General features: G+C 63.4%; 26 protein-coding genes and 1 pseudogene. 19 read left to right on the forward strand and 8 right to left on the reverse strand.

The window, feature by feature from the left end; genetic code table 11:
• The first annotated feature begins 54 nt into the window (after window positions 1–54).
• Both AC0V2Y_RS24705 and AC0V2Y_RS24710 read left to right on the forward strand, forming a co-directional pair.
• Entirely contained in the window at window positions 55–507 is a 453-nt protein-coding gene (locus tag AC0V2Y_RS24705) for a winged helix-turn-helix transcriptional regulator (RefSeq protein WP_475417464.1), read from the forward strand.
• Window positions 504–1,724, forward strand: a complete 1,221-nt coding sequence (locus tag AC0V2Y_RS24710) for a D-amino acid dehydrogenase (RefSeq protein ID WP_475417465.1) — start codon at window positions 504–506, stop codon at window positions 1,722–1,724. The genes AC0V2Y_RS24705 and AC0V2Y_RS24710 overlap by 4 nt, the downstream gene beginning before the upstream one ends.
• Here the strand turns inward: AC0V2Y_RS24710 and AC0V2Y_RS24715 are convergent.
• Entirely contained in the window at window positions 1,699–2,778 is a 1,080-nt protein-coding gene (locus AC0V2Y_RS24715; protein ID WP_475417466.1) for a hypothetical protein, read from the reverse strand. The two genes, AC0V2Y_RS24710 and AC0V2Y_RS24715, sit on opposite strands and share 26 nt — an antisense overlap.
• A gap of 66 nt (window positions 2,779–2,844) precedes the next feature.
• Window positions 2,845–3,879: a MerR family transcriptional regulator gene (locus AC0V2Y_RS24720; RefSeq protein ID WP_475417485.1), complete on the reverse strand. Its 1,035-nt coding sequence runs from the start codon at window positions 3,877–3,879 to the stop codon at window positions 2,845–2,847.
• A 340-nt stretch (window positions 3,880–4,219) separates the two neighbouring features.
• Here AC0V2Y_RS24720 and AC0V2Y_RS24725 point away from each other — a divergent pair, with 340 nt between their 5' ends.
• From AC0V2Y_RS24725 to AC0V2Y_RS24785, 13 genes are all read left to right on the forward strand, one after another.
• Window positions 4,220–5,230: a zinc-binding alcohol dehydrogenase family protein gene (locus tag AC0V2Y_RS24725; RefSeq protein ID WP_475417486.1), complete on the forward strand. Its 1,011-nt coding sequence runs from the start codon at window positions 4,220–4,222 to the stop codon at window positions 5,228–5,230.
• Between the two features lies 1 nt (window position 5,231).
• A complete protein-coding gene (locus AC0V2Y_RS24730; RefSeq protein ID WP_475417467.1) occupies window positions 5,232–6,368 on the forward strand; it encodes a mannitol dehydrogenase family protein in 1,137 nt (378 codons plus the stop codon).
• Between the two features lie 114 nt (window positions 6,369–6,482).
• A complete protein-coding gene (locus AC0V2Y_RS24735) occupies window positions 6,483–7,400 on the forward strand; it encodes a GntR family transcriptional regulator (RefSeq protein WP_475417468.1) in 918 nt (305 codons plus the stop codon).
• A gap of 25 nt (window positions 7,401–7,425) precedes the next feature.
• Complete coding sequence (locus tag AC0V2Y_RS24740) at window positions 7,426–7,761, forward strand: UxaA family hydrolase (protein WP_475417469.1); 336 nt, start codon at window positions 7,426–7,428, stop codon at window positions 7,759–7,761.
• Entirely contained in the window at window positions 7,758–8,981 is a 1,224-nt protein-coding gene (locus tag AC0V2Y_RS24745) for a UxaA family hydrolase (RefSeq protein ID WP_475417470.1), read from the forward strand. The genes AC0V2Y_RS24740 and AC0V2Y_RS24745 overlap by 4 nt, the downstream gene beginning before the upstream one ends.
• An 11-nt stretch (window positions 8,982–8,992) precedes the next feature.
• Window positions 8,993–10,009, forward strand: a complete 1,017-nt coding sequence (locus AC0V2Y_RS24750) for an aldo/keto reductase (protein WP_475417471.1) — start codon at window positions 8,993–8,995, stop codon at window positions 10,007–10,009.
• A complete protein-coding gene (locus AC0V2Y_RS24755; RefSeq protein WP_475417472.1) occupies window positions 10,006–10,836 on the forward strand; it encodes an amidohydrolase family protein in 831 nt (276 codons plus the stop codon). The genes AC0V2Y_RS24750 and AC0V2Y_RS24755 overlap by 4 nt, the downstream gene beginning before the upstream one ends.
• Window positions 10,837–10,949: 113 nt before the next feature.
• Window positions 10,950–11,279, forward strand: a complete 330-nt coding sequence (locus AC0V2Y_RS24760) for an L-rhamnose mutarotase (protein WP_475417473.1) — start codon at window positions 10,950–10,952, stop codon at window positions 11,277–11,279.
• A 75-nt stretch (window positions 11,280–11,354) separates the two neighbouring features.
• Entirely contained in the window at window positions 11,355–12,110 is a 756-nt protein-coding gene (locus AC0V2Y_RS24765; RefSeq protein WP_475417474.1) for an SDR family oxidoreductase, read from the forward strand.
• A 188-nt stretch (window positions 12,111–12,298) separates the two neighbouring features.
• A complete protein-coding gene (locus AC0V2Y_RS24770; protein WP_475417475.1) occupies window positions 12,299–13,165 on the forward strand; it encodes a fumarylacetoacetate hydrolase family protein in 867 nt (288 codons plus the stop codon).
• A gap of 81 nt (window positions 13,166–13,246) precedes the next feature.
• Entirely contained in the window at window positions 13,247–14,779 is a 1,533-nt protein-coding gene (locus AC0V2Y_RS24775) for a sugar ABC transporter ATP-binding protein (RefSeq protein WP_475417476.1), read from the forward strand.
• 19 nt (window positions 14,780–14,798) lie between these two features.
• Entirely contained in the window at window positions 14,799–15,773 is a 975-nt protein-coding gene (locus AC0V2Y_RS24780) for an ABC transporter permease (RefSeq protein ID WP_034759656.1), read from the forward strand.
• Between the two features lie 78 nt (window positions 15,774–15,851).
• Complete coding sequence (locus tag AC0V2Y_RS24785) at window positions 15,852–16,787, forward strand: substrate-binding domain-containing protein (protein WP_475417487.1); 936 nt, start codon at window positions 15,852–15,854, stop codon at window positions 16,785–16,787.
• A gap of 342 nt (window positions 16,788–17,129) precedes the next feature.
• On the opposite strand, the gene AC0V2Y_RS24790 is transcribed toward AC0V2Y_RS24785, so the two are convergent.
• The 3 genes from AC0V2Y_RS24790 to AC0V2Y_RS24800 form a co-directional block, all read right to left on the reverse strand.
• Window positions 17,130–18,074: an SMP-30/gluconolactonase/LRE family protein gene (locus AC0V2Y_RS24790; RefSeq protein ID WP_475417477.1), complete on the reverse strand. Its 945-nt coding sequence runs from the start codon at window positions 18,072–18,074 to the stop codon at window positions 17,130–17,132.
• 75 nt (window positions 18,075–18,149) lie between these two features.
• Complete coding sequence (locus AC0V2Y_RS24795; RefSeq protein WP_475417478.1) at window positions 18,150–18,392, reverse strand: Imm32 family immunity protein; 243 nt, start codon at window positions 18,390–18,392, stop codon at window positions 18,150–18,152.
• Complete coding sequence (locus tag AC0V2Y_RS24800; RefSeq protein ID WP_475417479.1) at window positions 18,389–19,147, reverse strand: hypothetical protein; 759 nt, start codon at window positions 19,145–19,147, stop codon at window positions 18,389–18,391. The genes AC0V2Y_RS24795 and AC0V2Y_RS24800 overlap by 4 nt, the downstream gene beginning before the upstream one ends.
• Window positions 19,148–19,396: 249 nt before the next feature.
• Between AC0V2Y_RS24800 and AC0V2Y_RS24805 the strand changes: the two genes are divergently transcribed.
• Entirely contained in the window at window positions 19,397–19,639 is a 243-nt protein-coding gene (locus AC0V2Y_RS24805) for a hypothetical protein (protein ID WP_034781982.1), read from the forward strand.
• A 441-nt stretch (window positions 19,640–20,080) separates the two neighbouring features.
• Here AC0V2Y_RS24805 and AC0V2Y_RS24810 read toward each other — a convergent pair whose 3' ends face one another.
• Window positions 20,081–20,320: a hypothetical protein gene (locus AC0V2Y_RS24810; RefSeq protein ID WP_475417480.1), complete on the reverse strand. Its 240-nt coding sequence runs from the start codon at window positions 20,318–20,320 to the stop codon at window positions 20,081–20,083.
• Window positions 20,321–20,397: 77 nt separating this feature from the next.
• Between AC0V2Y_RS24810 and AC0V2Y_RS24815 the strand changes: the two genes are divergently transcribed.
• The 3 genes from AC0V2Y_RS24815 to AC0V2Y_RS24825 all read left to right on the forward strand — a co-directional run bounded on the left by AC0V2Y_RS24815 (window position 20,398) and on the right by AC0V2Y_RS24825 (window position 23,431).
• Complete coding sequence (locus tag AC0V2Y_RS24815) at window positions 20,398–21,999, forward strand: diguanylate cyclase (RefSeq protein ID WP_475417481.1); 1,602 nt, start codon at window positions 20,398–20,400, stop codon at window positions 21,997–21,999.
• A 129-nt stretch (window positions 22,000–22,128) separates the two neighbouring features.
• Window positions 22,129–22,968: a hypothetical protein gene (locus tag AC0V2Y_RS24820; RefSeq protein WP_475417482.1), complete on the forward strand. Its 840-nt coding sequence runs from the start codon at window positions 22,129–22,131 to the stop codon at window positions 22,966–22,968.
• A gap of 13 nt (window positions 22,969–22,981) precedes the next feature.
• Window positions 22,982–23,431, forward strand: coding sequence for a hypothetical protein (locus AC0V2Y_RS24825; protein WP_475417483.1), 450 nt, complete (start codon window positions 22,982–22,984; stop codon window positions 23,429–23,431).
• A gap of 45 nt (window positions 23,432–23,476) precedes the next feature.
• Here the strand turns inward: AC0V2Y_RS24825 and AC0V2Y_RS24830 are convergent, their stop codons facing one another.
• Window positions 23,477–23,896: a hypothetical protein gene (locus AC0V2Y_RS24830; protein WP_475417484.1), complete on the reverse strand. Its 420-nt coding sequence runs from the start codon at window positions 23,894–23,896 to the stop codon at window positions 23,477–23,479.
• Window positions 23,893–24,268, reverse strand: a pseudogene (locus AC0V2Y_RS24835) (hypothetical protein); the annotation flags it as partial. The pseudogene AC0V2Y_RS24835 and the gene AC0V2Y_RS24830, both read right to left, overlap by 4 nt.

The following is a 24,268-nucleotide window of genomic DNA, read 5'->3' on the forward strand; positions in this document are numbered from 1 at the left end:
GGAGTCTACGGTGATTAGTTTTAAAATGCAACCACTCAATCCTGGAGCATGCCGATGGCCAAGCGCAAGAGCCTGAAAACCGACCCCTGTCCCGTGGCGCGCGCGCTCGACGCGATCGGCGAGCGCTGGTCGCTCTTGATTGTGCGCGACGCTTTCGACGGCATGCGCCGGTTCGGGGAATTCCAGAAAAGCCTGGGCGTGGCGAAGAACATCCTGGCCGACCGCCTGCACACGCTGGTGGAAGAGGGCATTTTTACGATTGCGCCCGCCTCGGACGGCACGGCCTACCAGGAATACGTGCTGACGGCCAAGGGGCTGGCGCTGTTTCCCGTCGTCGTCGGCTTGCGCCAGTGGAGCGAGGCGCAATTGTTCGACCCTGGCGAGGCGCATTCCACCTTGCTGCAGCGGGGTTCAGGCTTGCCCGTGCGCCGCATGGACGTGCTGGCCGAGGATGGCCGCGTCCTGCAGGCGGGCGATACCGTCGTGCAGAAGGTAGGGGCGCCATGAGCCGCACGGTGGCCGTCATCGGCGGCGGTATCACGGGCGTCACCACGGCGTACGCGCTGGCGAAACGGGGCGTCGCTGTCACCCTGGTCGAGCGCCACCGCTATGCCGCCATGGAAACGTCGTATGCGAACGGCGGGCAATTGTCGGCCTCGCACGCGGAAGTCTGGAACCACAAGGCGACGATATGGAACGCGCTGAAATGGATGGCGCGGCGCGATGCGCCGCTGCTGCTCAATCCGACTCCCGGCTGGCACAAGCTGAGCTGGTTTGCGGAGTTTCTCGCCGCCATGCCGCACTACGAGCGCAACACCATCGCCACGGCGCGCATGGCGATTGCCGCGCGCACACATCTGTTTGCCTGGGCGGAAGAAGAGAAGATAGCGTTCGACCACCGCCGCGCCGGCATCCTGCACGTGTACCGCGACCAGCGCGGCTTCGAGCGGGCGGCCGGCGTGTCGCGCCTGCTGGCGCAGGCAGGGCTGGAGCGGCGCGCCGTCACGCCGCAAGAAATGCGCGCCATCGAACCGACCCTGCAGGGCGACTTTTACGGCGGCTATTACACGGACAGCGATTCCACGGGCGACATCCACAAATTCACCAGCGGCCTGGCCGACGCCTGCGCCCGCCTGGGCGTGGCTTGCCGCTACGGCACGCAGGTGACGGCGCTGGCGCGCGAGCACGGCCAGGTGCGGGTCATGACGGGCGAGGACAGCGCCGTGTTCGACGCCGTCGTCATCTGCGCGGGCACGGCCAGCCGGGCCATGGCGGCCATGCTGGGCGATCACGTAAACGTGTATCCCGTGAAAGGCTATTCGATTACCGTGCAGCTCGATGACGCCGCCAGCCGCGCGGCGGCACCGTGCGTCAGCCTGCTCGACGATGCGACCAAGCTGGTCAGCAGCCGCCTGGGCGAGGACCGGCTCAGGGTGGCGGGTACGGCGGAATTCAATGGCTTCAATGACGACATCCGCGCCGACCGCATCCGCCCGCTGCTGCAGTGGGTCGAACAGTGCTTTCCTGGTGTGAATACCCGCAAGGTGGTGCCGTGGGCGGGCCTGCGCCCTATGTTGCCGGCCATGCTGCCGAAAGTGGGGCCGGGCAAGGCGCCGGGCGTGTACTACAACACGGGCCACGGCCACCTGGGCTGGACCCTGGCGGCCGCGACGGCGGAGATGGTGGCAGAGGCAGTGCTTAGTTCTTCGGCAATAGATCGCTGAGCGCGGCGCGGCCCTTGACGGTGAGGAAGGGGGCAACCTTGCTGTAGGGCAGTAAAAAATCGTTTTCGCAGCCGCTGCCGTTCGAGTCTTCCCAGAACGACACGCCTTCGGGTTTCAAGGAGAGGTGGAAGCGGCCGCGGCCGTCGTAATCCGTGCCCTTGCATTCGGCGTCGATTTTCACGTCCTTGAAGAGGGCCTGGCGCAGGCGGTCCGGCAATTCGGCCTTGTCGTCGCCATCGCTGGCGCTGGCGCCAAACCAGTTCCACACGTCCGTCTCCTGGCCCGTTTTGACGTCCCAGGTGCGGAAGCGGATGGAGATGCCGCTGGCGCCATAGCCGGCCGCCCAGCGGTAGAATTTGACCGTCACCCAGCGCGGCGACCAGTAGGTGGGCTCCGCATATACTTCGTCTTCCGTCGTGAAACCGTTGCGGCCCAGGTATTCGCGGCGCGTGGCATAGAAATCGGCCAGGTCTTTCTTGTTCTTCGCCAGCACGGCGCGCAGCTGCGCGTTGATTTTTGCGATGCCGTCGCCGGGCGCCATCAGTTCCACGGTGATGGTGTCGCCCACTTGCAGGTTGCGGTATTGCTTGCCTTCGAAGGTAACGGGTTTGCTGACCTTGGTGTTGGGAAAGTCTTCCAGCGCCAGGTTGTAGGCGTCGCTGGCGCAGGACGGGTGTTCGCGCTCGCCCGCCGCTTCCAGCAAGCTCAAGGCCAGGGGCAGGGTCTTGCCGCTTTTCGGCTCGGTCCACGTGCCGGTGAGCTTGCCGCCCTGCGGCGCGTTAAGGCGCCACATGCCCGTCGTGTCACCCTTGGCGTCGGACTCGCTCCAGTCGCTCTTGCCGTTCGCCATGGACAGCATGATCGGTGTCTTGTAGCGCGTGTAGTAGTAATTGCCGCTGCGGTCAGATCCTTGCGTGGGGCTGGGCTGGTTGAGGCAGGCGACGATACTTGCCTTGCCCAGGGTGCCTTGCCACACCCCTTGCACGGGCGTATCGGCCGCCATGGCGGAATTCAGGGCGGGCAGGGTCAGGCAGGCAAACAGAAAGCGGCGCATCGGTGGTTCCTCTCGTGGGCGATGGCCGATTCTACATGGCCCCGCCCACGAGATGCCACACGTCAACTATGTACGTGGTCGCTCCTGCGCCACGATAGCCATCGCCGCGCCCAGGTATTGCACCATGGCGGCGTCAACGAAGCTGCCTTCCATCAAGCGCGGTTCCTGCTGGTGCGCCTGGCGGAATTTCAGCTGCGTGGCCGGGTCCGTGCCCGCATACGAACGGAACAGATCCAGCCATTGCCGCGCCAATTGCAGCACGGCCGGGTCGGTGGGCGGCGTGCGCGCATCGATGGCGGCGCGCACGGCGGCGATCAGGGCCGGCCACTCGCCCGAGCGCCTGCCGTAGTTGGCGAGTAAATACGCATATTCCTGCTCGTCGAGGAAAGGCTTGTACAGCGCCATGCGCGAGGCGTTGAAGGCGGCGAGGATGAACTGCATCAGCTCAGCATCGATGCTGGTCGTGGCCTGCATCGATGGCTCCTGCGCATGCATATCGTTCAGGCGCGCGAACAGGCCAGGGTGGGCGCCCGTGTCGCGCACCAGCTTGACCATCCATTCCGTGGCCAGCGCCTGTGCTGGCGCGTCGCCGGGGCCGGCGCCCGTGGCCTGCAGTGCGCGCACTCTTGCCACCAGCGCCTTCCATTCCTGTTCCACGGCGCTATCTGTCAGCAGCGGCAATTGCTGCAGTTCTTCAGGACTAAAATATTTGTCGTACATGGTCATCAACTCCATAGTGGTAAGCCACTCGGCCAGTTCCGGTGCCTGTCCCTGCGCCAGTTGCGCCTGCAGGGTGAGCAGGCGCTCGCGCAGGGTGGACGCCTGCGCGATCTGGCGCTCCAGCATGGCGATCTGCTGCGCCACGATGGAATGCAAAGGCAGGTCCGGGCCGGCGAGGGCATTGGCGATATCGGCCAGCGACAGCCCGAACTTGCGCAGCGCCATGATCCGGTGCAGCCGGTCCATGTCGCCGTGCTGGTACAGGCGGTAGCCAGCTTGCGTGCGCGCCGAAGGCGAGAGCAGGCCGATGCTGTCGTAGTGGTGCAGGGTGCGGATGGTCAGGCCCGTGAGCCTGGCCAGTTCACCGATTTTCAACAGCATCGTCTTTTCCTTGTCTTCAGTGCGTGCTGCCACGATGGCGCCTGACGTCACGTCAGGGTCAAGCAGGAATGTAGCAGAGGAGCCGAAAAAATCGGAAAAAGAATCCGTTGACCTCCATTTTTTTGTACGGTATATTTATAAAACCGAATGACGGCGGCAGCTAAAGAATGGGGTTCGGGCCAGGCGGCATGATGGCATGATCGTTGTGCGGCGCAGCAAGACGCGTCACTGGCAGGGCTGGAAAGACAATCCGCGCAGACGGATTTTTTTTCACAGTTGGTTTGTACGTTAAATATAATATGCCGCCGGCAAGATCCGGACGGCGAGAGAGACGACCATGATGAAAAGTATCGTTTGCGATACGCCCGGCAGTTTGCGCATGGAGCAGCGTCCCGTGCCCGTGCCCGCCGAGGGCGAAGTGCTGCTGCGCATACGCCGCGTCGGCATCTGCGGCACCGACATGCATATCTTCCGCGGCACCCAGCCTTTCCTCAGCTATCCGCGCGTGATGGGCCATGAATTGTCCGGCCATATCCACAGCGCGCCGGCCGGCTCGCGCCTGGCCGTAGGCGACCAGGTCTACGTGATGCCCTACCTGTCTTGCGGTACTTGCGTGGCCTGCCGCCAGGGCAAGACCAACTGCTGCACCCGCATCGAAGTGCTGGGCGTGCACCGCGACGGCGGCATGACCGAATACCTGGCGCTGCCCGAGCGCTTCGTCTTCAAGACGGAAGGCATCTCGCTCGACGACGCGGCCATGATCGAATTTCTCGCCATCGGCGCGCATGCCGTCAAGCGCGGCGCGGTCGATGCGGCCAAGCGCGTGCTGGTGGTGGGCGCCGGCCCGATCGGCATGGCCGTGATGCTGTTCGCATCGTTGAAAGGCGCCGACGTGACGGTGCTCGACGGCCGCGCCGACCGCCTGCGGTTCTGCCGCGACGCGCTGGGCATCGTCCGCACGGTGCAGCTGGGCGAGGGCGACAAGGAGCTGCTGTCGGACGCCACGGGCGGCGAATTCTTCGACGTGGTGTTTGACGCCACCGGCAATATCGCCGCCATGGAGCGTGGCCTGGATTTCGTCGCCCACGGCGGCTCCTATGTGCTGGTATCGATCGTGCGCGACCGCCTGTCGTTCTCCGACCCTGAATTCCACAAGCGCGAAACCACCTTGCTGGGCAGCCGCAATGCCACCGTCGACGATTTCGAGGACGTGGTGGCGGCCATGCAGGCGGGGAAAGTACCCACGGCGCTGCTCAATACCCACCGCACCACGCTCGACGAATTTACGGGCGTGCTCGATCGCTGGATGCAGCCCGAGGCGGGCGTCATCAAGGCCATCGTCGAGGTCTGAGATGAGCGATCTCAACCCCATACTTCAATTCGGCACCAGCCGCTTCCTGCAGGCGCACGCCGACCTGTTCGTCAGCGAAGCGGCCAGCCTCGGCGAGGCGCTCGGCCAGATCACCATCGTGCAAACGACCGGCAGCGCGCAGGGCGCGGCGAGGGTGGCGGCGTTTCGCCGGCCCGGCGGCTATCCCGTGCGCATCCGCGGCTGGCAGGACGGCGCCCAAGTCGATGAAGAGCGCCGCACCCACGCCGTCACACAGGCGTGGCAAGCGGGCAGCGACTGGCGGCAGGTGCGCGATGCGGCCGTGGCCGCGCGCGTGATCTTGTCGAATACGGGCGACACGGGCTACCAGCTGGACGAATCCGATCACGCCGGCATGCTCGACGGCGCGGCCGTCCCCGCCAGCTTTCCCGCCAAGCTGCTGGTGCTGCTGCACGGGCGCTTCCTGGCAGGCGCCGCGCCCCTCTCGATTTTTCCGTGCGAACTGGTGGCCGACAACGGTCATGTACTGCGCCAGGTGATCGTCAGATTGGCGCGGCAGTGGCGCTGCGATGCCGCGTTCATCGGCTACCTGGAAACGGGCTGCCTGTGGATCAATTCCCTCGTCGACCGCATCGTTTCGGAACCGATCGAACCGGTAGGCGCCGTGGCGGAACCCTATGCGCTGTGGGCCATCGAAGCGCAGGAAGGCATGCTGCTGCCGTGCCGCCACCGGCAACTGGTGGTCACAAACAGCCTGCGCGACTATGAACGGCGCAAGCTGTTCTTGCTGAACCTGGGTCACACCTATCTGGCGCAGCTGTGGATGGAGCGGGGCAGCCCGGCCGGCATGACGGTGCGCGAGGCGATGGATGATGGCGCCATGCGCGCCGCGCTGGAAGCCATGTGGCACGAGGAAGTGCTGCCCGTGTTTGCCGCCATGGGAGAACAGCATGGCGACGCCGCGCTGGCCTACGTGGCGCAGGTCAGGGAGCGCTTCTGCAATCCCTTCCTTGCGCACCGCCTGGCCGACATCGCCCAGCACCACGCCGGCAAGATTGCGCGCCGCATGGCGCCCGTGGCGGCGCTGGCGCGGCAGTTCTGTCCCGCCCTGGGGCAGCCGCGCCTGCGCGCCATGCTGGCGCCGGGAGCGCAGCCATGAACGCCGCCGTCACCGCAGTTGTTTCTTTTTTTGCATGCCGATCCAATCCGATATCGACTAAAATGGCCCACTCATCCACTTTACCTTTCGCTGGCATAGCGCGTTCATTCATCCATGTCCAAACCCGCCACCGTCTTCAAGCGCAGCACCAATCTGCTGTTGCAATTTCTCGCCGAGAATGTCGCAGTGGGCGAGATGCTGCCGACGGAGCAGTTCCTGACCACTATCTGCCAGGGCAGCCGCACGGCGGTCCGCAGCGCGATCGCCTACCTGTCGACGCGGCGGCTGATCGCCAGCCCGGCGGACCGGCGCCTGCTGCGCAAACCCATACCGGGCGACTACTTCGACATCTCCGAATTGCAGTCGGGGGCAGAGCGCATCCAGCAAGTGCTGATGGAGCGCGTGTACCAGCGCGACATGCCGCCCGGCGCGGAATTTTCGGAAGCGGAGCTGGCGCGCGAGGCGGGTGCCAGTACCGTCAGCGTGCGCGAATTTCTGATCGGATTTTCGCGCTTCGGCCTGATCGAGAAGAAGCCGCGCGGCGGCTGGCGCCTGTGCGCGTTCGACAGGTCTTTTGCCACCGAACTGGCGGACATGCGGCGCATGTTCGAGATGGCGGCCGTGGAGCAGTTTGCGCACCTGCAGCATGGCGACCCGGCGTATGCGGAACTGGCGCGGCTGATCAAACAGCACGAGAAGCTGGCGGCCAGGATAGACACGCGCCACAACGCCTTTCCGGCGCTGGACCGCGAGTTCCACACCTTTTTGATTGGCCTCTTGAACAACCGCTTCGCGCAGGGCTTCTACGATATCGTCTCGTTTGTCTTCCACTATCACTACCAGTGGGACAAGGGCGAGGAAAAGGGCCGCAACCAGTACGCGGTGCAGGAGCATCTGGCGATCCTGCATGCGCTGGCGGAGCACGACATACCGAAGGCGCTCGAGTGCATGCGCTCGCACCTCGATTCCTCGCGCCGCACCATGCTGTCCTCGATCGGCACGCGGGAAAAACTGAGCCAGCCGGACGCCTAGCCGTCTTTGGCGGGGAGGGTGCGCCATGAGCCTCGCTTCCCGGCCTGCCAGCCTGCTCCTGATGTCGCCCGAGGATAACTGCCTGATCGCGAGGACAGCATTGGCCTGCGGCGACGTCGTCGCCATCGATGGCTTGCCCGTCACCCTGGCGCAAGACATCCAGATCGGCCACAAGGTGGCGCGCTGCGCGCTGGCCGTGGGCGACAAGGTGCTGCGCTACGGTGCCCTGATCGGCAGCATCACGGCTCCCGTCGCCATCGGCGAGCATATCCACACGCACAACCTGGCAAGCGACTACATCCCCACGTTTACCCTGGGCCAGGACGGCCACCATTTCCTGCACAAGGACGACCAAGCATGAACGCTCCAACGACGACACCCGCCCTGTCGGGCTACCTGCGCGCCGATGGCCGCAAGGGCATCCGCAATATCGTGGTGGTGGCCTATATGGTCGAATGCGCGCACCACGTGGCGCGCCTGATGGTCAACGCGTTTCCCGGCCAGCCCGTGCACCTGATCGGCTTTACGGGCTGCTTCCCCAACGAATACGCGGACCAGGTGATGCGCCGCCTGCTGACGCACCCGAACGTGGGCGCCGTGCTGCTGGTGTCGCTGGGCTGCGAAGGCTTCAACAAATATGGCCTCTCCAGCGCCGTGGCCGACAGCGACCGCCCCGTGCACACGATCACCATCCAGGAAAACAGCGGCACCCGCCCCAGCGTGAGCAGCGGCGTCGAATGGATAGGCTGGGCTCTCGATCACCTGGCGCGGCAGGAGCGCGTGCCGATGGGGATCGATGAACTGGTCGTCGCCACCATCTGCGGCGGCTCCGACAGCACCAGCGGCATCAGTGCCAACCCGGCCGTCGGTGTCGCCTTCGACACGCTGATCGCGGCCGGCAGCCCCTGCATCTTCGAGGAGACGGGCGAACTGGTGGGCTGCGAATACCACATGCAGCGGCGCGCCGTCAGTCCGGAGCTGGGCAATGCCATCGTCGACACCGTGGCCAAGGCCGCGCGCTACTACACCATCATGGGTCATGGCAGCTTCTCGCCGGGGAACGCCGATGGCGGTCTGACCACGCAGGAAGAAAAGTCGCTGGGCGCCTACGCCAAGAGCGGTTCCTCGCCCATCGTCGGCATTCTGAAGCCGGGCGACCAGCCGGCCGGCGGCGGCCTGTACCTGCTCGACGTGGTGCCGGACGGCGAGCCGCGCTTCGGTTTCCCGAACGTGTCGGACAACGCGGAAATCGTCGAACTCATTTCCTGCGGCGCCCACATCACCTTGTTCACGACCGGACGCGGCTCCGTGGTGGGCTCGGCGATTTCGCCCGTCATCAAGGTGTGTGCCAATCCGCAAACCTTCGAGCGCCTGGCCGACGACATGGATATCAACGCCGGCAAGATCCTCACGGGCGCAGCCACCTTGGAAGAGGTGGGCGCGGAGATCGTCGCCGCCGTGCTGAACGTGGCCAACGGAGAACTGAGCCGCTCGGAAGACCTGGGCCACCAGGAGTTCGTGCTGACCTATAAACAATTCGACGCGGTGGGGCCAGGCTGCTTCCCCTTGCGCGCTGCTTGAGGACCGGGTTCATGGATGTCACACAATTGCGCAGCTTGCCGCGTGGCGGCCTGTCGCTGCCCTGCATCGGCATGGGCTGCGCGCCGCTGGGCGGCCTGTACCAGCCGGTCAGCGACGCGCAGGCACGCGCCACCCTCGATGGCGCCTGGGACGCCGGCGTGCGCTTCTTTGACACGGCGCCGTTCTACGGCTATACCCAGTCCGAGCACCGTCTCGGCGCGGCGCTGCGCGAGCGGCCCCGCGACCGCTTTGTCGTCAGCACCAAGGTGGGACGGCTGATGCGGCCCGACGCCTGCGTGCGCCCCGGCGACGACGGCTTTGCCGCGCCGCTGCCGTTCCGCCCCCATTACGACTACACGTATGACGGCGTGCTGCGTTCGCACGACGACAGCCTGCAGCGATTGGGGCTCGAGCGCATCGATATCCTGTTCGTGCACGATATCGGCAAGGCCACGCATGGCGAACGCGAGCAGCAATACTGGCGCCAGCTGACGACCGGCGGCGGCTTTCGCGCCCTCGATGAACTGCGCGCCGGCGGCCAGGTGAAGGCCGTGGGCCTCGGCGTCAACGAATGCGAGATCGTGCTGCGGGCGATGGCGGAATTCGACCTCGATTGCACCCTGCTGGCCGGCCGCTACACCTTGCTGGAGCAGTCTTCGTTGTCGCCATTGCTGGACCTGTGCGTGGAACGCGGCAACGCCATCGTGATCGGCGGCCCGTTCAACTCGGGCGTGCTGGCCGGGAACGGCAAATTCAATTATGCCGATGCGCCGGAGGTCATACTCAAGCGCGTGGCGCGCCTGGACGCCGTCTGCCGCGCATTCAACGTGCCGCTGCAGGCCGCCGCCCTGCAGTTCCCCCTCGCGCATCCGGCCGTCGTTTCCTGCATCCCGGGCGGCCAGGACCTGGCGCAGCTGCGGCAAAACCTCGACTGGTTCGCCACGCCCTTGCCGGATGCCTTGTGGACGGCCTTGCAGGAAGCTGGCCTGATCGATGCGCACGCACCCGTGCCCAAGGGAGCCGCATGATGCGCATCGACGCCCACCAGCACTTCTGGCAACTGGCCGCGCGCGGCGGGAGCTGGCCGCCGCCATCCTTGGCCGCCATCCACCGCGATTTTGCTCCCGCCGACCTGGCGCCCCTGCTGGCCGAACATGGCATCGCTGGAACGGTGCTGGTGCAGTCGCTGCCGTCGTGCGCCGATACCGATTACCTGCTGGCGCTGGCGGAAAAGACCAGCTTTATCCGTGCGGTCGTGGGCTGGACCGATCTGCTGGCGATGGATGCGCCGGCGGCGATTGCCCGCCTGGCGTCGCACGGCAAGCTCAAAGGCTTGCGCCCGATGCTGCAGGACCTCGACGACGATGCATGGATCGCCGATCCCGCGCTCGCGCCGGCGTTGAGGGCCATGGCGGCACACGGCTTGCGGCTGGACGCGCTGGTGCTGCCGCGCCACCTGCCGGCACTGCTGCGATGCGCGCTTGCTTATCCATCGCTTGCCATCGTGATCGACCATGCGGCCAAACCGCCGATCGCCGAAGCTGAATTTGGCCACTGGCGCGAAGACATGGCGCAGCTGGCCGCGCTGCCGAACGTGCACTGCAAGCTGTCCGGGCTGGTGACGGAAGCGAGGCCTGGCTGGAACGTGGACGAGCTGCGCCCCTATGCCGCACATGTGCTGGACGTGTTCGGCCCCCGGCGCGTGATCTGGGGCAGCGACTGGCCGGTAGTCGACCTGGCCGGCGGCTATGCGGCCTGGCTGGCCGCCAGCGAGGCGCTGCTGGCGCATCTCGATCAGCAGGACAGGGACGATATTTTCGGCCTCAATGCTTGCCGGTTTTATGGGCTTAAATGAGGTGGCTGGCTTGTCGGCTTACGCCGTTCCGGCTAAGCCGACCTACGAACACCGCGATGCCAACTGTAGGTTGGCTTAGCCGGTACGGCGTAAGCCAACAAAAAGGAGCTGAAATGCAAAGAATGGGCATGGTCATCGGCATCGCGCCGGACCGCATCGCGGAATACAAGACCCTGCACGCCGCCGTCTGGCCGCAGGTGCTGGCCAAGCTGGCAGCCGCGCATGTCGGCAATTATTCGATTTTTTTGCGCGAGCCGGAAAACCTGTTGTTCGGTTACTGGGAATACCACGGCGAGGATTTTGAGGCCGACATGGCGGCCATCGCCGCCGATCCGGAAACGCAGCGCTGGTGGACCTTTTGCGCCCCCTGCCAGCAGCCGCTGGCCTCGCGCGCCGAGGGCGAGCACTGGGCGATGATGGAGCAGGTTTTCTACCTTGCTTAGCAAGAATCCGGGGTCAGACCCGCCGGGTCTGACCCCAGCAGTTAAGGTGTTGGGTTAAAAATAAAAGGAGACAACATGACCGCCAGACTACAAGGAAAAATCGCCCTGCTCACCGCCGCCGGCCAGGGTATCGGCCGGGCCACGGCCGAAGCGTTCGTGCGCGAAGGCGCCACCGTGATCGCCACCGATATCAACCAGGCCCAGCTCGACGCGCTGAAGGAAGCGACTGGCTGCGCCATCCGCCTGCTCGACGTGACCGATGGCGCGGCGATCACCGCGCTGGCCGGCGAGATCGGCCCCGTCGATATCCTGTTCAACTGCGCCGGCTTCGTCGATGGCGGCACCATTCTCGATTGCGATGATGCGGCCTGGGACCGTTCCTTCGACATCAACGCCCGCTCCATGTACCGGCTGATGCGCGCCGTGCTGCCCGGCATGCTGGCCAGGGGCGCCGGCGCCATCGTCAATATGTCATCGGTGGCGTCGAGCGTGAAGGGGGCGCCGAACCGCTTTATCTACGGCACCTCGAAGGCGGCCGTGGTGGGCATGACCAAGTCGGTGGCCGCCGATTTCGTCACGCGCGGCATCCGCTGCAATGCGATCTGCCCCGGCACCATCGAGTCGCCCTCGCTGAAGGAACGCATTGCCGCCCAGGCGGCGGCGACGGGCGTGAGTGTCGATGAAGTGCAAGCCGCTTTCGTGGCCCGCCAGCCGATGGGCCGGGTGGGCAGGGCAGAGGAAATCGCCGCCCTGGCCGTGTATCTGGCTTCCGACGAATCCGCTTTTACCACCGGTATGGTCCACGTCATTGACGGCGGCTGGTCTAACTAAGGACATCCGACCAAACCTACTGCGCGTCGCGATATGCGGCTTGCGATGCTCACTGTACATTCGTACAGCTGCGCTTCTCGGCCACATCTCGCTTCCGCTCGCTACGGTTTTGTCGGGTGTCGTGAAGGCGCGGGCCTGATTGCTACCGAACTTTTTATGTTGTTTGATGTTTACTTGAAAGTTTAATCATGAAACTGATGCGTTATGGCGCCAAGGGCGCTGAAAAACCTGCCTTGATCGATGCTGACGGCGCCGTGCGCGACCTGTCCGGCGTGCTGCCCGATATTACGGCCGCGACCCTGGGCAAGGATGGCCTGGCGACCCTGGCCGCCGTCGATATCGGCAGCCTGCCGGTGGTGGCCAACCCCGGCCGCATCGCGCCGCCTTGGCAGGGCGTGGGCAAGTTTTTATGCGTGGGCCTGAACTACGCCGACCATGCGGCCGAATCGGGCATGGCCGTGCCGTTTGAGCCGGTGCTGTTCATGAAAGCCACCAGCGCCATCATCGGCGCCAACGACGCCGTCGTGCTGCCGCAGGATTCGCAGAAAAGCGATTGGGAAGTGGAGCTGGGCGTGGTGATCGGCACCACCGCGCGCTATGTGAGCGAAGCGGAGGCGCTGTCGTACGTGGCCGGCTACTGCGTTGTCAATGACCTGTCCGAACGCGAATACCAGCTCGAGCGCGGCGGCCAGTGGGACAAGGGCAAGGGCTGCGATACCTTCGGCCCCATCGGCCCCTGGCTGGTCACAAGCGATGAAGTGGCGGACCCGCAAAACCTGGGCCTTTGGCTGGAAGTGAACGGCAAGCGCGTCCAGGACGGCAATACCAAAACGATGGTCTTTGGCGTGGCGAACCTGGTCAGCTACATCAGCCGCTTCATGACCTTGTACCCGGGCGACATCATCAGCACCGGCACGCCACCGGGCGTGGGCATGGGTCAGAAGCCGTCGGCCGTGTACCTGAAACCGGGCGACAGCATGCGCCTGGGGATCGACGGCCTCGGCGAACAGCGGCAGACCGTGCATGCGTGGAATCCGCAGCTGATCGACAGTTAATACGGCAGCAGACCGGCGTGCCGCCAAGATGCTCAGACATCGGCGCGCCGGCCTATGGCAGTGGAGTGGAGGAGACACACCATGAATCAATCCGAAGAGATACTGGCGCTGAACAAGGTCAGCAAGCGCTTTCCCGGCGTGCTGGCGCTGGACAACGTCAGTTTCAGCCTGCGCAAGGGCGAGGCCCATGCGCTGTGCGGCGAAAACGGCGCCGGCAAGTCCACCCTGATGAAGGTGATGAGCGGCGTGTACCAGGCCGACGAGGGGGAACTGGTCTACAAGGGCAAGGTGTGCTGTTTTGCCAGCAGCGTGGATGCGGAGGCGGCCGGCATCGCCATCATCCACCAGGAACTGAACCTGATCCCGCACCTGAGCGTGGCGGAGAATATTTTCCTGGCGCGCGAACCGGTGCGCGGTATCTTCATCGACCGCAAGAAGATGCGCGCTGATGCGCAGGCGCTGCTGGATCGCTTGAAACTGCGCATCGACCCGCGCCAGCTGGTGAAAAACCTGTCCTGCGCGCAGCAGCAGATGGTGGAAATCGCCAAGGCGCTGTCGCTCAATACGGAAGTGCTGATCATGGACGAGCCCACGTCGTCGCTGACGGAAAGCGAGACGGGCCAGCTGTTCGACATCATCAATGAACTCAAGCGCAACGGCGTGAGCGTGGTCTACATCTCGCACCGGCTCGAAGAAATGCAGCACATCATCGACAGGGTGACGGTGCTGCGCGACGGGAAATTCGTCTGCACCGACGATTTTGCCAGCACCACGCTGGACGCCATCGTGGCCAGGATGGTGGGCCGCACCCTCGATGAAAAATTCCCCGACCGCGTCTCGACGCCGACGGCTGAAGTGCTGCTGCGCGTGAGCGATTTGCACCGCAAGGATGTCTTCGGCCCGCTGAGCTTTGATTTGCGGCGCGGCGAGATCCTCGGCTTTTCCGGCCTGATGGGCGCTGGCCGCACGGAAGTGGCGCGCGCCATCTTCGGCGCCGATCCGCTCACCGGCGGCGCGATCCACCTGGGCGACACGCAAGTATCGATCACCAGCCCCATCGACGCCATCGGACACGGCATCGCCTACCTGTCGGAAGACCGCAAGAGCCACGGCCTGGCGGTGCGCATGTCGGTGGCGGCCAACCTGACCCTGACGAATGTTTCGGCGCTGGCCAACCGTTTCGGCTTCATCGATTTTGCCAGGGAAGAGGCGGTGGCGCAGCAGTACATCGCTGCGCTGGGTATCAAGACGCCGACCTCGCAACAGGTCGCCCGCAACCTCTCGGGCGGCAACCAGCAAAAGATCGTCATCAGCAAATGGCTGTACCGCGAATCGAAAATCATCTTCTTCGACGAACCCACGCGCGGCATCGACGTGGGCGCCAAGTTCGCCATCTACCAGCTGCTCGACAAGCTCGCATCGGAAGGCATCGGCGTGGTGTTGATCACGTCCGAGCTGCCCGAGATCATGGGCATGACGGACCGCGTGGCCGTGTTTCATGAAGGGCGCATCAGCGGCATCGTCAATACGCGCGAGTCGTCGCAGGAAGAGATCATGCAGCTGGCGTCGGGGCGCGTAGCCAGTCCCGTTCCTGGCCAGACGGCAGTCCACTAAAAACAGAAAGCTTAAAAAAATGAATAAAGAACTGATCCAAAAATTCGCCGCGCTGGGCAGCCTGTCGCTGTTGCTGCTGGTGTTTTCCCTGACCAGCAACGCCTTTTTCTCCGTCAGCAACGGCATGAGCGTGGCCTTGCAAGTGACGTCGATCGCCTACCTGGGCATAGCCGCCACCTGCGTTATCATCACGGGCGGCATTGATCTGAGTTCCGGCTCCGTGCTGGCGCTGGCCGGCGTGGCCGCCGCGCTGCTGGTGAAAAGCGGCGTGCCCGTGCCGGTCGCCATGCTGGGCGGCGTCGTGGTGGGCGCCATGTGCGGCGCCGTCAACGGCTTTTGCATCACGCAGTTGAAACTGCCGCCCTTCATCGCCACCCTCGGCATGATGCTGATCGCGCGCGGCCTGGCGCTGCAGGTGACGGGCGCGCGCGCCATTTCCGGCCTGGGCGAGTCGTTCGGCGAACTGGGTAACGGCGTGCTGTGGCGCATCGAGCGAGACACGGGCGGCACCTTTCCCGAAGTCGTGTTTCCCGGCATTCCGTATCCGGTGGTGCTGATGGTGGTGATCGCCGTGGCCGTGTCCATCATGCTCAGCCGCACCACCTTCGGCCGGCATATCTATGCCGTCGGCTCGAATGCGGAAGCGGCGCGCCTGTCGGGCGTGAAGGTGGGTCGCGTGACCCTGCTGGTGTACACCCTGTCCGGCGCCCTGTCGGGCCTGACGGGCTGCGTGCTGATGTCGCGCCTGGTGACGGCGCAGCCGAACGAAGGCGTGATGTACGAACTCGATGCGATCGCCAGCGCCGTCATCGGCGGCGCCTCGCTGATCGGCGGCATCGGCACCATTTCCGGCACCGTCATCGGTTCCTTCGTCATCGGCATCCTGCGCAACGGCTTGAACATGAACGGGGTATCGAGCTTTATCCAGCAAATCATTATCGGACTGGTCATCCTGCTGACCGTCTGGATCGATCAGAAGCGCAACCGCGCCTGAAGCAGCAAGCAGTACGCCATGAAGTCAATCCACCAAATCTATAATTAAATGAGGACGACAATGAACACCATCAAAGCCATGTCACTCGGTCTGTTGACCGCAGCCTTTTCCCTGAGCGCCAGCGCCGCCTTCGCCGCCCCGGGCGAGATCGCCGTGATCGTCAAGACGACCAATTCCAACTACTGGCAAAACGTCAGGAAGGGCGCCACGGCCAGCGCCGCCGACGCCAAGGGCTACAGCCTGACCTTCCAGGGGCCGGCCTCGGAATCGGCCATCGCCGACCAGGTCAGCATGGTGGAAAACGCCGTCACGCGCAAGGTTGCCGGCATCGTGCTGGCCGCGTCGGACCCGGACGCGCTGGTGCCGGCCCTGAAGAAGGCGTGGGAAGCGAAGATTCCCGTGGTGCTGATCGATTCGCTGGTGGCCGACAGCGGCAAGCGTTATTACCAGTCCTTCCTGTCGACCGACAATGAAGCGGCTGGCGAGCAAAGCGCCAAGGCCCTCATTTCGCAGGTCGGCAAAACGGGCAAGATCGCCGTGATGTCGTACGTGGCGGGCGCCGGTTCCGAGACGGGCAGGGTGGGCGGCTTCAAGCGCTATATCGAAAAGAATTCGCAGCTGCAGATCGTCGGCACGTATTACTCGCAATCGCAGATGGCCACGGCGCTGAACCAGACGACCGACGTGCTGGCCTCGAATCCGGACTTGAAGGGCATCTTCGGCGCCAACGAGCCGACGGCCGTGGGTATGGGCCGCGCCATCGCGCAGGCGGGCAAGGCCGGCAAGGTGATCGCCGTGGGCTTCGACGGCAATGAGGACCTGAAAAACTTCGTCAAGGACGGCACCCTGTATGCGACCGCCGTGCAGGGTTCGTATTCGATGGGCGCGCTGGGCGTGAAAACCCTCGTCAGCCTGATCGAAGGCAAGAAGGTCGCACCGTTCGTCAACACGGGCGTGGTGATCGTCACCAAGGTCAATGTCGACCAGCCGGAAGCGAAGAACGTTTTATATTGAGCCTCAGCTCATCTTCAGGCGCTGCTTCAATTCCTTGAGCAATCGTGGCATGGCGGGACCACGTCGGCTTGCTATTTGGTTCGTCGGCTTACGCCGTTCCGGCTAAGCCGATCTACCCGGCCTACCCGGCCTGCGCATGCATCGTGGCGTAGCGTAAGCCGACATCGCGTCATGCGCCGCCAGGACCATGTCTATTTGGTTCGTCGGCTTACGCCGTTCCGGCTAAGCCAACCTACCCGACCTACCCGGCCTGCGCATGCATCGTGGCGTAGAGTAGGTCGGCTTGGCGCGCAAGCGCGTAAGCCGACATCGCGTCATGCGCCGCCAGGACCATGTGGCTTGCTATTCGGCCTTGCGGCGCTCCTGCGCCCGCTGCCATTCTAGGCCCGGGCGGTCGACGCGGAATTGCAGCAGCCGTCCCTGCACCACTTCCGTCACGTAGGCCGTGCGGCCATCGGGGCCGCCGAAGGTGATGTTGCTGGGCTTGGCGCCGGGCACGCTGATCTCGCGCAAGATGCGGCCCTGCGGCGACAATTTGACGACGCTGCCCTTGCCGTAGCGCGTCACGTAAAGGTTGCCGTCGACGTCCACGCGCATGCCGTCCATGCCGAAATCGTCGAACTTGATCAGCAATCGCTTGCCGCTCAGACTGCCGTCCGCAGCGATGTCATACATCCAGATATTGCGCTGCACGCTTTCATTCACATACAAAATCTTGCCGTCGGGGCTCACTTCGATGCCGTTGGCCGTACCCATGGTGTCGAGCGCCAGTGTCACTGTGCCATCTTGCGCGATGCGCCACACGCGGCCCGTGTTTTCCTTCCAGTTCGGGTCGCTCGCATACAGCACGTCGTCGGCCGTGATGGCGATATCGTTCGGCTGCGTCATGCGCGGCTCGCGCGCGTGGATGGACAATGCGCGCGTGGCCGGATCGACCAGGTAGATCGTGTGTTCCATGTAGTCGGCCAAATACATCTGCCCCCGGCTGCCGAAGCGGATGCCGTTGGCGATGCTGGTACCGGGCAGGGTCAGGTAGACCTCGCCAGCGCCGCCGGGGCTGACCTTGCCGATGGTTTGCTGGCGCGCAAAGTTGACGGCATAGATATTGCCGTCCGCATCGACGGCCGGGCCTTCGATGCCCTTGGTAAAGGAATGCGGGGCGGTCAAGGTGGTGGCGAGGAACAGCGTTTCGTGCGCGGGCGGGCTGGCGCAGGCGGACAGGCTGGCCAGCGCGGCGGCCAACACGGCGGCGCGCAGCGACGGCAGGGCGGTTCGGAAATCGGGCATCAAGGTTCTCTGTATGGCAAGGGTGGCGTATGTTACCCGACGCGCAGCAAGCGGGGCGCCATTCTCAGCCTCACCTCAGGCCGCCACGACGACGAGGTCGGGGAAGTCGTCCTGCCAGCCTTCCCACTCGTCTTGCAGATGGGCGTGCATGCCGGCCCGGTCTTGCGCCAGATCAAACGCGTCCGCGCTGGCCAGCAGAAAATGGGCAATGGCGCGCAAGGTGGCCGGGTCGGCCTGGATGGTCACGTCGGAACAGGGCAGGGGCCGTTCTGCGGCCTCGTCCTGCAGATAACAGTGCAGCGATAAATGTGTGCTCATGAGCTTCGGTGGTTGATGTAGGCGCCCAGCATGGCGTGTGCGTTCAGTGCGGCGCGGGCCGCTTCCAGTTCCCCGGGCTGCAAGTACCAGAAGATCCAGCCGGCATGTTCTTCACAGCGGCCATGGGCTTGCATCGCAGCGCGCAGCGCTTGCCGGCGCCCGGGCGGCAGCGCATCCAGCCCGGCTGGCGTGAAACCATTGATGGGATAGACATCGCGCAGGTGCGCATCTTGCAACCCGCGCCGCTTGATGGCGGCCCAGTTATTTGCGGGGCAAGGCGTGCCAAAGGTCATCGGGTGGGCCTCGTCGACCTGCCGGTAGCCGAGTGCGTAGCCGGTGCCATAGCCCTGCGTTTCAGCGTAGCAGTATACATATTCGCAATGGTCAAACAGGCCGGGTATGGCCCGCGCACCGTCGAACAGCGGCGCCAGCGCAAGCTTGCTGGCGCGTATGGACAGAATCAGCTCCGAGTCTGACGAATACATGGCCTGCGCGTCGCAGTTGACGGCCTCGTCAGCTTCGTCGGGCGGCACGATACGCGGCGAAAGCAGTCCGATGCTGTTGGTCTCTGGTGCGAACAGCATCTTCTCGTAATTTCGCTGTGAGAACTTGACGATCTTGCCGCGCTTGTTACCGTAGCGCTCGACGGGTTCGCCGATGTGCGCGAACCAGGCGAACAGCTGCGCGCTGGCCGTGGCGGGAATAAAGGGGCTATTTTTCTTGAATTCGCCTACGAGGAAGTGATATTGGTCCATGTGTCGTTGGAGTGTATGGGCAACGCGCATGATGCCATGCGCGGAACCACACGGCTAGCGTGCGCACAGCAGGAATGGTGCCGGACGGGCGGGAGAGAAAAAGATGCACGGCAGGACGGCGCAACGGCCGGCTTGAGGCGTATGATGGAAATACGGATGTGGTTGCCGCAAGGCAGTGCGACCGGCACGCGACAGCACGTCCTGCAGGTTTTTTTTTCGTGGTTTTGGCAGTAACAACGAGGAGACATCATGGATAAACCCGAATTCATCCTGGCCGCCAAGGCCATGGAAACCCTTGAGATGTATCAAACGTTCTACGGCCATTCGCAGGAATACCAGGCGCACCAGCAAGAGGTATTGAAACTGCTGCGCCACAAGGGCGCCTCCCTGCTGGTGTCCGAACATGGCCCGGCGAAGTTTCTATTGGCGTTCGCCGATGCGCTGGAGGCGGCGGGCTTGCCGGGCGAGTATGTGCCGTTGAGTCGAAGGTAGGAGGGCTGCAGCGCCATGTGCCTGGCCTTGGTTCTACCAAAGTCAGGCAGAATTCAGGCCAACAGATCGCTCCATACATCCCTTTTCCCGTACGCAGATCGAGTCCGAAATAGCATGCGTATGCTGCTCCTTTTGTATGAGCGCAGGTAATGCCCCCCCTGCGCCGCTCCCGGTAGTCTGCCGAGGAGCTGCATGCCTGCTCCTGTTTCACGTCGGGCCCGATCTGGGTAAATAGTTCCCGTGCCAATTCCCCTTTGTCCATGATTGCCACTTTTCGGTCGTTCCGCGTGGGCGGCAGCATTTCGGACAAGGTTCCACCATAGATCTGATAGTCACCCCGCAAGGGCCGTGGTTCGCCACTCCAGACCGGCTGCTTGTCAGCGGCTTGCGACGGTGAGAATAGCGCGAGCGCCATGGTGCAGCATGCAAGCCGAGTATTCATCAGTGCTCTCTGATTTCAATGTGCAGATGGTTATCGTGCCCTTGCAGAGACCGGACTCGCCCACCGGCGATCGTCTTTTGCACCTCGCCATCGTTAAAGAAGACCTTGGTGACCATGGGATGTTGCAGAAACAGGCGTATCAATTTGATGGTGGCGTTCCGGTCATACACGTCATCAAAGCGCGACACGCGTGCGGACTGGCCTGCCAGTTTGTCTTTACGTAATGGGCGTATATCCATTCTTTTGTGACGAAGTGTGAGTATGTCGCTGCCTATTTGGTGCACACTTTGCCGGATATCAAACCGGGAGTGTATCCATGACCAGGTCACGCAGCTTGCCGCCACGATTGTTGGGAGCGGGCTTCCGGGGATTTTCCTTGCTGCCGCTGGCGATCGCATTTGTCGTGCTGGTGTGCCTGTCGCTCCTGGCGACCCAGTTATGGATGACCTTGCGTGCACGGGAAGTGCAACTGCATGAAGCGGCCCGTGAAAGCGCCAATCTGGCGCAATCCGTTGCCCAGCATGCCTATGACACCATCAAGGAGGCCGATACGGTGCTGGTCGGCCTGGTGGAGCGGGTGGAAACAGATGGTGTCTCCGATCTTGAACTGGCCCGCATCCATAAATTGCTGGTCACCCGCGTAGCCGAGCTGCCGCAACTGCACGGCATCTTCGTCTATGCCAGCGATGGCAGCTGGCTCGTGAACTCTCAGAAAACCTTGTTGAGCAATCTGAATAATTCCGATCGCGATTATTTCAACTACCATCGAACGCATGCTGACCGGGGGCCGTATGTCGGTCCTCCCGTGCGCAGCAAATCGACGGGACACTGGATTGTTACCGTGTCGCGGCGGATCAATATGCCTGACGGAAGTTTCGGCGGCGTGGTGCTGGCGACCATCGATATGCATTATTTCAGGCTGTTTTATGAACGTTTTGCGATAGGCGAAAAGGGCGCCATTTTCATTGCGAATCGCGCGGGTATTCTTTTATTGCGCAGGCCATTCGATGAGAGTTTGCTGGGGCGCGATCTTTCTCAGTTTCCCTTATTTCATGATTATTTACCGAAAAGCCCCGTCGGCACGGCCGTGATCAAGTCGAGAGTCGATGGCGTGACGCGTATCAATAGCTATCGAAGAGTCGAAGAATATCCGCTGGTGGTCTCTGCCGCATTGTCACAGGATGAAGTCCTCGCTGCATGGCGCCTCGATACGTTGATGCAAAACGCCGTGGGCGGGATGCTGGTACTGTTGATCGCGTTTATCGGATACCGCGTGGTGCGGCTGATCGATTTGCGGGTAAAAAGCGAGGCAGGACTGGTCGAGGCGCGCAACGAGCTGGAATTGATCAATGAAACCCTGGCCCGCCTTGCCAGCCAGGATGGATTGACAGGGCTGGCGAACCGACGCCACTTCGATCAGTCGCTGCTTGCCGAGTTCAGCCGTGCGCAGCGTGAAAATAGCTCACTTGGACTGGTGTTGATCGATGTCGACTTCTTTAAACAATATAACGATATCTATGGTCATGTGGCCGGCGACGAATGCCTGAGAAAACTCGGCAAAGTGGTGGCCTACAGCATGCGCAGGCCGGGCGACCTTGCGGCACGCTATGGCGGCGAGGAAATGGTCATTTTATTGCCGGGGACGGATCTGCCGGGCGCATTGAGGGTGGCGGAAGACGTCCGCCAGGCCATGCAATCGCTGGGAATCGAGCATCGGTGCAATCCTCTCGGCGTGGTGACGGCCAGCGTCGGCGTGGCGGCGTTGATGCCGACGTACCTGGAAAACCAGGCGGTCGAGTTGGTTGAGCTCGCGGATAAGGCACTCTACAAGGCCAAGGCATCGGGGAGAAACCGGGTCTGCTATGCGTCTGCTTGCGACAGTGCCGAGCAGGCTGCGACGGCTTTGGCGTTTCGATAGCCTTTGATGAAGGCTGATGGCGTTGCGTCGGGTTTGCCCTGCGCTGCGCGTGCGCCAGCCTTGTCCATGTACAATCGGCAACATCCGGATCGACGTATCCGCCCCTTGATTGCGGAGCATGCCCCGAAGGTGACAAAAACATTGCAAACCTGGCTGTTGGCCTGGCGGGAAGCCTTCACGTGCGTCGGCCTGGGGCTGCGCGATACTCGTCATGGGGGACTGTGGTGGCGCTCCGCGCTGTGGTGCATGGCGGTCGTGGCGCTGTGGCTGGGACTGTATAGCTATTTCGGCCGTTTTTTTGTCGAACTCGGCGCCATGCTGGCGTTGGTGTCCGTCACCGGCCTGCTGGGCCTGGGCGTGATGGATGGCGTCGGGACACTGGCCAACGGGCCGGCCACCATCTCGCAGATGGGCAATATCGCCGGCGGTCTGGGCAGCGCCGCCAAAGCCATGCTGTCGATAGGCCAGATTGCCCTGGCGCTACTGGCGCTGGCTGCATTTTTCTATGTGATGGTCTTTATCGTCGGCGCCATCGGCACGGCGCGCGTGCCGCTGCGCTGGCTGTTGCTGGAACGCGCCAAGGCCGTGGCGGCGCGCCGCTATGCCGCGTGGCAGGCGCCGGCCGGCGTGCAACTATCCGCCGCGCGCCCCGCTTGGCGGCGGCGCCTGTTGCTGCTGCTTTCCCTGCTGATCCCCGTGTGGGCCATGTGCGTACTGATTGCGTACTTGCTGGCCTGGAACGTCCAGGCGATCTACGGCGCGGCGGCCGAAGGTGTGCTTGGCGCGGATCGGCAAGCGGCGCTGCGCCGCGAGCAGGGTCCGGCGATTGTTGCCCTGGGCCTGCTGCTGTGCTTGTTGATGCTCGTCCCGGTCCTCAATTTATTGGTGCCAGCCTTGCTGTGCAGCAGCGTGTGCCACTTGCAGCGCCGCGGCTGGCGTGCAGCGGACACATCAATCAACCTGGAGTGAACAAGGAGTAAGCATGAGTGAACACGCAAGTCGCGGCACCCTCGAGCGCGCCATTCAAATCGCCGCCGCCACCCATGCCGGCCAGACGGACAAGGGCGGCGCGCCGTATATCTTGCACCCCTTGCGCGTCATGCTGCGCGTCGCCCCCGGCGCCCAGCAGATCGTCGCCGTGCTGCATGACGTGGTGGAAGACAGCGACGGCAAAGTCACCTTCGACGACCTGGCGCGCGAAGGATTTTCCAAGGAAGTCATCGACGGCGTGCGCGCCGTGACCAAGGTCGAGGGCGAGTCGTACGTGGCCTTCATCGCCCGCGCGGCCTTGAACCCGGTCGGCAAGGCCGTCAAGCTGGCGGATCTGGCTGAGAATAGTGACCTGTCGAGGATAGAGGAGCCGACGCAGAAGGATTTGGAGCGGGTGGCAAAGTATCGAAGGGCTATTAAGCAACTCATATCGCAGCAATGATTTTTTCATGCCGAGATCGTATCCGAGTGAATCTGGCCGCCGGGATCACCGGGTACGGGCAAGAGCCTTGCGGATGGCTTGCTCGATGGGACGGTCTGTCAGCGCCAGGACGATGACCACGACAGCGGTAACAATCAGTCCCTCCAGTAAAGCTGGATCCGGGAAAAGTTGCTGATTGGCGATAGGAGCGGGCACTGTTGCACGCTTCCAGAGAAGCAGCGCCAGGGCGGCGCCAGCGGCGAGCAGCATCGCCGGTCGACGATGGTGCAAGCGGGCGATCTGCCCCATCAGCAGCAGCGCGATACCCCACGCAAAAGGATAGAAGCCGTGATCGAACAAGATCATGCGCTCATCATAGTATGCGCCGGTGTACCAGGCAAAACGGGAGAAGCCGAAAAGACCATAAGCGACGAGGGCCACTGCCAGCACGAGGAAACTGGAGGAAAGCAGGCGAGCAATTTTCATGGTTGGGATTTCTTTGCCAATGCTTCGAGATCGCGTTCGGCCAGATGGCGCTTCTGCTTGGTGACTTGGATAATCTTGCCTTTGCTGAAGATAACTCGCTGGCCATGCCTGTAATCCTGCTCACTATTTTTTTCGCCGCCGCCATTGATGTTCGGGTTGGCCTGGTCGGCGTGACCGATAACAACGGACGCAGACTTGCCCGCTTTGGCAAGTTGCGTCGAGAAGTCCGCCGTGATGTTGTCGTCGTCGGACTCGGTGCCGGCCGTCTTGCACCCATGTAGTTCAATCTTCGCGTTGGTGGTGAACTTCGCAAATGTAATCTCGCCAATGAGCGCCGATCCCTTCGTCCAGCCAGCGGCATTGAGAATCATC

Source organism: Janthinobacterium sp. BHSEK, assembly GCF_056174685.1.